Origin of the sequence: Moorena sp. SIO1F2 (assembly GCF_010672755.1) — a bacterium.
Taxonomy (GTDB): Bacteria; Cyanobacteriota; Cyanobacteriia; order Cyanobacteriales; family Coleofasciculaceae; genus Moorena.
In genome coordinates this window covers 1-7,168 of record NZ_JAAHFV010000329.1, presented here as the reverse complement: position 1 = coordinate 7,168, position 7,168 = coordinate 1, and the positions used below count along the sequence as shown (strand labels likewise).

At 42.3% G+C, this 7,168-nt stretch carries 5 protein-coding genes; 1 reads left to right on the top strand and 4 read right to left on the bottom strand.

From position 1 onward, the window contains the following. Window positions 1-299: 299 nt before the first annotated feature. Window positions 300-422 carry a hypothetical protein gene (locus F6J94_RS27155; RefSeq protein ID WP_269087040.1) on the bottom strand — a complete coding sequence of 41 codons (123 nt, stop codon included), beginning with the start codon at window positions 420-422 and terminating at the stop codon, window positions 300-302. Between the two features lie 506 nt (window positions 423-928). Between F6J94_RS27155 and pruA the strand changes: the two genes are divergently transcribed. Further along, window positions 929-3,997, top strand: a complete 3,069-nt coding sequence (gene pruA / locus F6J94_RS27150; RefSeq protein WP_293045985.1) for an L-glutamate gamma-semialdehyde dehydrogenase — start codon at window positions 929-931, stop codon at window positions 3,995-3,997. 22 nt (window positions 3,998-4,019) lie between these two features. On the opposite strand, the gene F6J94_RS27145 is transcribed toward pruA, so the two are convergent. The 3 genes from F6J94_RS27145 to F6J94_RS27135 all read right to left on the bottom strand — a co-directional run bounded on the left by F6J94_RS27145 (window position 4,020) and on the right by F6J94_RS27135 (window position 6,591). Then, entirely contained in the window at window positions 4,020-4,166 is a 147-nt protein-coding gene (locus F6J94_RS27145; protein WP_293018678.1) for a hypothetical protein, read from the bottom strand. A gap of 123 nt (window positions 4,167-4,289) precedes the next feature. After that, complete coding sequence (locus F6J94_RS27140; protein WP_293045982.1) at window positions 4,290-5,255, bottom strand: hypothetical protein; 966 nt, start codon at window positions 5,253-5,255, stop codon at window positions 4,290-4,292. Between the two features lie 727 nt (window positions 5,256-5,982). Further along, complete coding sequence (locus tag F6J94_RS27135; RefSeq protein WP_075901802.1) at window positions 5,983-6,591, bottom strand: hypothetical protein; 609 nt, start codon at window positions 6,589-6,591, stop codon at window positions 5,983-5,985. Between the last annotated feature and the right edge of the window lie 577 nt (window positions 6,592-7,168).

Genomic DNA, 7,168 nt, shown 5'->3' with positions numbered 1-7,168 from the left:
TTATAGCATTTATCGAAAAATTAGGTGTCGTCAAGGATTTCATTAAGCTCCTTAACTTGATTGGTAGCAATATCTGCTTCTGATCTGGCAATAAGCTTGTCTAGCTTTCCAGATTTTAGGTCAGATTCTAGCTGCTGGTCCCACCTATTATCGCGCATCATCTAAATAATTTTGTAAGCGGGCTGCCAGCTCTATAATCTCGCTGTTCGGTAATTGTCGAATAGCTGTTTCGATTTCATCAAGGGTTAACATAACTAGTCTGTAAATGATGATTGATACTATCCTATAGCATTTTGAGTTTAAATGTAAACATAGGATTGATGTAAAAAGGGAGTAGGGAGTAGGGAGTAGTAAAAGGGAACAGGTAACAGGGAACAGGAAACAAAAATTATTACAATTAATTTACGATTGCTATAACCCAAAAAAACTAGCTAAATTCTACACAATTTTGAGTATAAATTCTGTTAAAAATTTTAGTTGTAAATAAATGTAAAAACTTTTAATTGCCCCTTGCTTTTTTTCGAGTAGTTATGTATAGTATAGAAAGTGACGACCGATACTAATAACCGCGCTGGTCATAACCATTAATCCACACCAGCGCGGTTTTCCTCCCACCTAAATAGGAGTTACTTCTATGATGCCAAAAATATCACGATCATTAATTCTGGCTTTTCTATCAGCTAGAAGCCTATTCCACATGTCACAGGCTTCTAGCCTATTCCACATGTCACAGGCTTCTAGCCTATTCCACATGTCACAGGCTTCTAGCCTATTCCACGGTACTTGAGCTAATTTTGAATAAAAACTGAATGCTTATGATCAAATCCCTCTAAAGACTCAGGTCAGATATTGCTTTAACTAGAGAAAATGAAATATAATAATTGTTTTATCAAAAACTGCCAGCATCCAGAACAGGAGTCTACCACCGGTGGTTATAGAAATCCCCAAAAGCACTTACGAAGCCAAAACTCAGGAAATTGCCAGAGAACTTCTAGCCGCAACTCGGGAGAAAGGTTCCTTTCTTGCCCAAATGCGAGACCAAATGCGGTGGGATGATAAGTTACTAGCCTGGGCAATGAGTAATCCAGGACTACGGGTGCAGCTATTTCGCTTCATCGATACCCTACCTGCACTGCGTAGCCAAACGGAAGTTGCTCGTCACTTTCAAGAATACCTAGGGGATGAGTCAGTAGAACTGCCTGCTGCCCTGAAGGGAATGCTCAATTTCACCAATCCCGACTCCATACCAGGACAACTGGCAGCCAAAACCATATCTGCTGCTGTAGCCACCCTAGCCCAAAAGTATATTGCTGGGGAAAATCTCAACCAGGCCCTTAAAACCATTAAACGCCTTCGAAACCAGAAGATGGCATTTACCCTAGATTTATTGGGGGAAGCCGTAATTACAGAACCAGAAGCTCAGTCTTACCTAGACCGCTATCTGCAACTGATCGAACAACTCACTGAAGCAGCAAAACAGTGGTCTAAGGTAGAGGAAATTGATGTTGCTGATGGTAAATCCTTGCCATTAGTCCAAGTATCGGTTAAACTGACAGCATTCTACTCTCAATTTGATTCTCTTGATCCTCAGGGTAGCCAAAATCGGGTGTGCGATCGCATCCGCAAATTGCTCCGCCGTGCCAAAGAATTGGGGGCGGCGGTTCATTTTGATATGGAGCAGTATGAGTACAAAGACATTACTTTCTCCATACTCAAAGACTTGTTAATGGAAGAAGAGTTTCGCTCTCGTACCGATATCGGTGTTACCATGCAAGCCTATCTGCGAGAGTCACAACAAGATTGTCAGGACTTGATTGCCTGGGCAAAACAGCGGGGTAATCCAGTAACCATACGCTTGGTGAAAGGAGCCTATTGGGACCAAGAGACGATAACAGCACTCCAAAACCATTGGCCCCAACCAGTATATAACCAGAAAGCCGCCACAGATGCTAATTTTGAGCGTATCACCCAACTGCTGCTAGAAAACCACGAGTACGTCTATAGCGCTATCGGTTCTCATAACGTGCGCTCCCAAGCTTATGCGATCGCAATTGCTGAAAATCTCAATATCCCCCGTCGCTGCTTTGAGATGCAAGTCCTCTACGGTATGGGAGACCAACTCGCCAAAGCCTTAGTCAATCAGGGTCATCGAGTCAGGGTTTATGCACCCTATGGAGAGCTCCTACCAGGAATGGCTTACCTGATTCGACGGCTATTGGAAAATACCGCAAATAGTTCCTTCCTACGACAAAGCTTAGAAGATAGACCCGTAGAGGAATTGATTGCACCACCAAAAGCGTTGCAGGAACAGTTGAATGTTGGCACGTTGAATGTTGAAGGTTTTCAAGACAACCTTCAACCTGCTAACCTTCAACCTGCTAACCTTCAACCAACAAACCTTCAACCTGCTAACCTTCAACCTTCAAACCCCTTCACCAATGCTGCCAATACAGACTATGCTCAGCTAGAAGCCAGAGAAAAAGCTAAACAAGCCTTACTTACCGTTCGCCAACAACTAGGTAAGACCTATTTACCCTTAATCAATGGGGAATATCAGCCTACAACAGACACAGTAGATTCTGTTAATCCCTCTAACCCTAGGGTCGTGATCGGGAAAATTGGATTAATTTCTGTAGAACAAGCAGAATTAGCAATCGAGAAAGCTAAAGCAGTATTTCCCAGTTGGCGACGTACACCAGTAAGCGAACGTGCTGGTATTTTACGTAAAGCAGGAGACTTGATCGAACAACGCCGTGCTGAATTATCAGCCTTGGTCTGTCTGGAAGTTGGGAAACCATTACGGGAAGCGGATGCAGAAGTCTCCGAAGCGATTGACTTCTGTCATTACTACGCATCAGAGATGGAACGGCTAAGGGATGGATATAACTACGACATTGCTGGAGAAACCAATCGCTATGTCTATCAACCCCGAGGTATTGCCCTAGTCATTTCTCCTTGGAACTTCCCCATGGCCATTACTACAGGAATGACTGTAGCAGCCCTAGTGGCTGGGAATTGTACTCTACTCAAACCCGCAGAAAACTCCTCAGTGATTGCCGGGAAAATAGCTGAAATTTTAGTAGAAGCCGGGATACCCAAAGGAGTATTTCAATTCGTTCCAGGCAAAGGCTCAACCGTCGGTGCCCATATGGTCAAGCATCCCGATGTCCATCTAATTGCCTTTACCGGTTCCCAAGAAGTCGGTTGTCGTATCTACGCCGATGCCGCCATTGTGCAACCAGGTCAAAAACATCTCAAGCGAGTCATTGCGGAGATGGGAGGTAAGAATGGCATTATCGTAGATGAAAGTGCTGACCTCGACCAAGCTGTAGCTGGAGTCGTCAAATCAGCATTTGGTTACAGTGGTCAAAAGTGTTCCGCTTGCTCCCGAGTAATTGTGTTAGAGCCAGTGTATGAAAGCTTCCTAAAACGGTTAGTGGAAGCAACGCGATCGCTTAACATTGGGCCAGCAGAAGCACCCAGTACCCAGGTCGGTCCAGTGATAGATGCTACTGCACGCGATCGCATTCGGGAGTACGTTGAAAAAGGACGTCAGGAAGCTAACGTAGCATTAGAAATGCCAGCACCTGAGACCGGATACTTTATTGGTCCAGTTATCTTTAAAGATATCTCCCCCAAGGCCACCATTGCCCAAGAAGAAATCTTTGGTCCAGTAGTAGCAGTAATGGCCGCAAAGAATTTCCAAGAAGCCCTTGATATAGCCAACAGTACCAACTATGGGCTCACCGGAGGCTTATATTCTCGCACTCCATCCCATATAGAACAAGCCTCAGCCGAGCTTGAGGTCGGTAATCTATATATCAACCGCAATATTACCGGATCCATAGTATCACGGCAACCGTTTGGTGGGTTCAAGATGTCTGGAGTAGGGTCAAAAGCAGGAGGTCCCGATTATCTAGTCCAATTCCTCGAACCCCGTACTATTACTGAAAATATCCAGCGACAAGGCTTTGCCCCCATTGAAGGCATGGAATAGTTTCTAGGTAAGCATTTAGCTATCAGCTATCAGCTAATGCTTCACAGGCTAGAAGCCTGTGCCACGCTACTTGAGGTGCTATCAGCTTATGTGCGTCACAGCGTCGTTCGCACAGCGTGGCCAAACGCGCCCCGCGTGGCCTAAAGGCCAAGGCCAAAGCCTGTGCCACAAAGCTGATAGACTTTTCTCGAGACTTTCAATTCTCATTAATTTATCAATATTAAATTCTCCCAAATGAAGTTTATTTTAAGCTGACCGCTGACCGCTGACCGCTGACCGCTTACTTATGAACTTAGTAGGAAATTCCTCGATATCGCTTTTTAGACTTTTTTCGAACAAACCCTTTATCATCGGTCGTTAACTCCGATTCCGGTAACTCCATTAACATAGCTTCCACTTCATAGACAATCCCTCGATATTTTTTTTTAAACACCCGTTTACCATATTGCTTAGTAATTTGCTGACCACTAGGATTCAGGTCGCCCTCAGCTTTTGGTGTATTAGAACTCTTGCAAAAGTAATTTTCTGATAGTGTTTGCGTCAATTCTTCTCCACTGTTCCCTGTTCCCTGTTCCCTGTTTCCGACTTCTGCAAGAAGTGTATTGTTCTGGTCACTGACTGCTGTCTCAGAAACCACTTTCTCCTTGCAAAAGTAATTTTCTGATAGTGTTTGCGTCAAATCTTCTCCACTGTTCCCTGTTCCCTGTTCCCTGTTCCCGACTTCTGCAAGAAGTGTATTGTTCTGGTCACTGACTGCTGTCTCAGAAACCACTTTCTCCTGATCGAGATTACCAGTAGGTACTTTTGGAGTTGCAGGGGAATCAGATTCTGTCGAATTGTGCCAGTCTCCGGGGTTTTGAGTTATGATTGGAGTTTGTGAAGATGTTTCAGATTTTGACAGTGAATCAGGTAAATCTGATACAGGGAGTTGGTTATGATTTGTGGTTGGTTCACCATCAAGAGTGTCAGTAACTCTCCCTTCCGGTTGGGGGCTATTGATTGGTGAAGCAGAAGCTTCATCGGTTAAACTCACCCCTTGTTGCTCAATCCAAACCGTCAGATAATGCGGATTTTCTAAAACTAAATACAGAGGCCGAAATTCCTCAGAGATTTCGCAACTACAAAGCTTTAATGATTTTTGATAAGCATTTGGAGAAATATCAAAACCTCTAGTGAATATTTTATTTTGGAAAATAATTGTAGATTCATCGAGCCACTGAATCTCTTGATTAATCTTTTCTCGATCAATTATTAACATTTGGGTAGTTTACCCCCTACTTGATCTATTTTTGGAAATAGCTGGTGAGATTGTGGCAATTTTGCTCTGGAAGTGTCAACAGAAAAATGTAGTCAATTGCGTCGCAGATTTGGCTACATCCTTGACCCAATATACTTAAAATTTATCTCATTAATGCTGGGATTTTGGGCATCGAGCTGGAGTCTTGCCCAGTCAATTAACGGTTTCACGCCTATGTGGGTAAAGATCAAGTATTTAGGATGGACTAAATCTGGTATACCAATCTATCACAAATAAATTTAATTGTCAACCATAAAATGTAGCTAGTTTTACAATTAACCCAACCTTCCTTGTCTCCTCTTGCAGAAATCCCTACATTTCTGTCTTGGTAATTGGGGCTCTAATCACTATATACTCCGTTCAAATAATTAGTTAAGCAAGTACACAAAACTTTTCCCACTTCCGACTTCCCACTTCTGACTTGCCTACTCCCTACTGCCGCGCAACCCAGGACGAAAGTCCCTCAACCATCTGATTTTCTACAATCAAACTTATAGCATTCGCCAGGGCAGTTAGGACATGAAAAAAGTCTCAAACCTAAATAAGCGCAAGAGTTTGACTTCTGACTTCTGACTTCTGACTTCTGACTTCTGCTATAGACGGTTTTTGAGCCAATTCGTGAGGGAGATAACTGTGATTTCGGTAGCTGGCTCAAGACATGTTGCTCCTGGTAATAAATCCCTCGATATTACTTTTTAGACAGCCGTTTAAGAGATTGCTTAGTAATTTCCTGAAACCTAGGATGCAGGTGGAACTCAGATTCCGGAATCTCTTGCTCCTGATTGAGATTACCAGTAGCTAATTTTGGAGTTGCCGGGGAATAAGATTCTGTGTGATTGTACCAGTATCCAAGGTTTTCAGTAACTATCGAAGCTTCGGAAGCTGAAATATCTTCGGGGAGTGAATCAGGTAAAACTTCCCTAGGAAACTGGTTAGGATTTCTGGATTGTTCACCATCAAAATATCTGGGATTTTCCCCTTTAGCTCTAGCTGCCATTAGTGGTAACGAATCAGTGGATTTAGGTTGAGCACTATTTATTGGTGAACTATAAACTTTGTTAGCTAAACTTACCTCTTCTTGCTCAATCCAAATTGTCAAATAATGCCGATGTTCTACAAGCAAATACAAAGACGAATATTCATCAGATATTTGGGAACGACAAAACTTGAATGCTTTTTGATAAGCCTTTGGGAAAATATCAAACCATTTAGTGAATAGTTTATTCTGGAAAATAATTTTAGATTTATCCAGCAATTCAATTTTTTGAGTGGTTGCTTCTTTATTAATGAGAAACATAACATTGTTTAATTGCTTGACTTGAGTAAACCTGAACTATTGCGTTTCCTAGTAAGCTTGAGGTAAATATAAATTTTATTTATTGCTTCCTGCTCCCTAATCCCTGCTCCCTAAAACTAAAGAGGAAAGTACCTCACCCGATGGAGAACTGCTATAGGGTTTCTAAAGGTGCGCTTGACCCATTAAGAATTAAATTAGCCAAGGTCAAGCGCACCTTGTATTGATGCAGTCGCTCATGGGAGAAACCCCCTTTTGCGGCGCTGCATCGCTAAGTAACTTATGGGCTGAAATTATTACCCAGTAATGATTTTAGCTTGCCGGTTACCCCCCCAGAGGCTCTAGTTAATCATAAATTATAATGGCATCAATTATAATAATGGTATCAATTATAGTATTTTTAAGATAAATTACTGAGGAATACGCGAATTCTCTTAAGAAGATACCCTGATAACAAGTATTTATTTATACAAGTCTGTTAGTATTATTCTTGATTTATCCGTTATTGTTTATGAAATCAATGATAGATATCAGTATCATTACGGTAGTGATATCACCTTTAAGAGAAGTCGCGTATTCA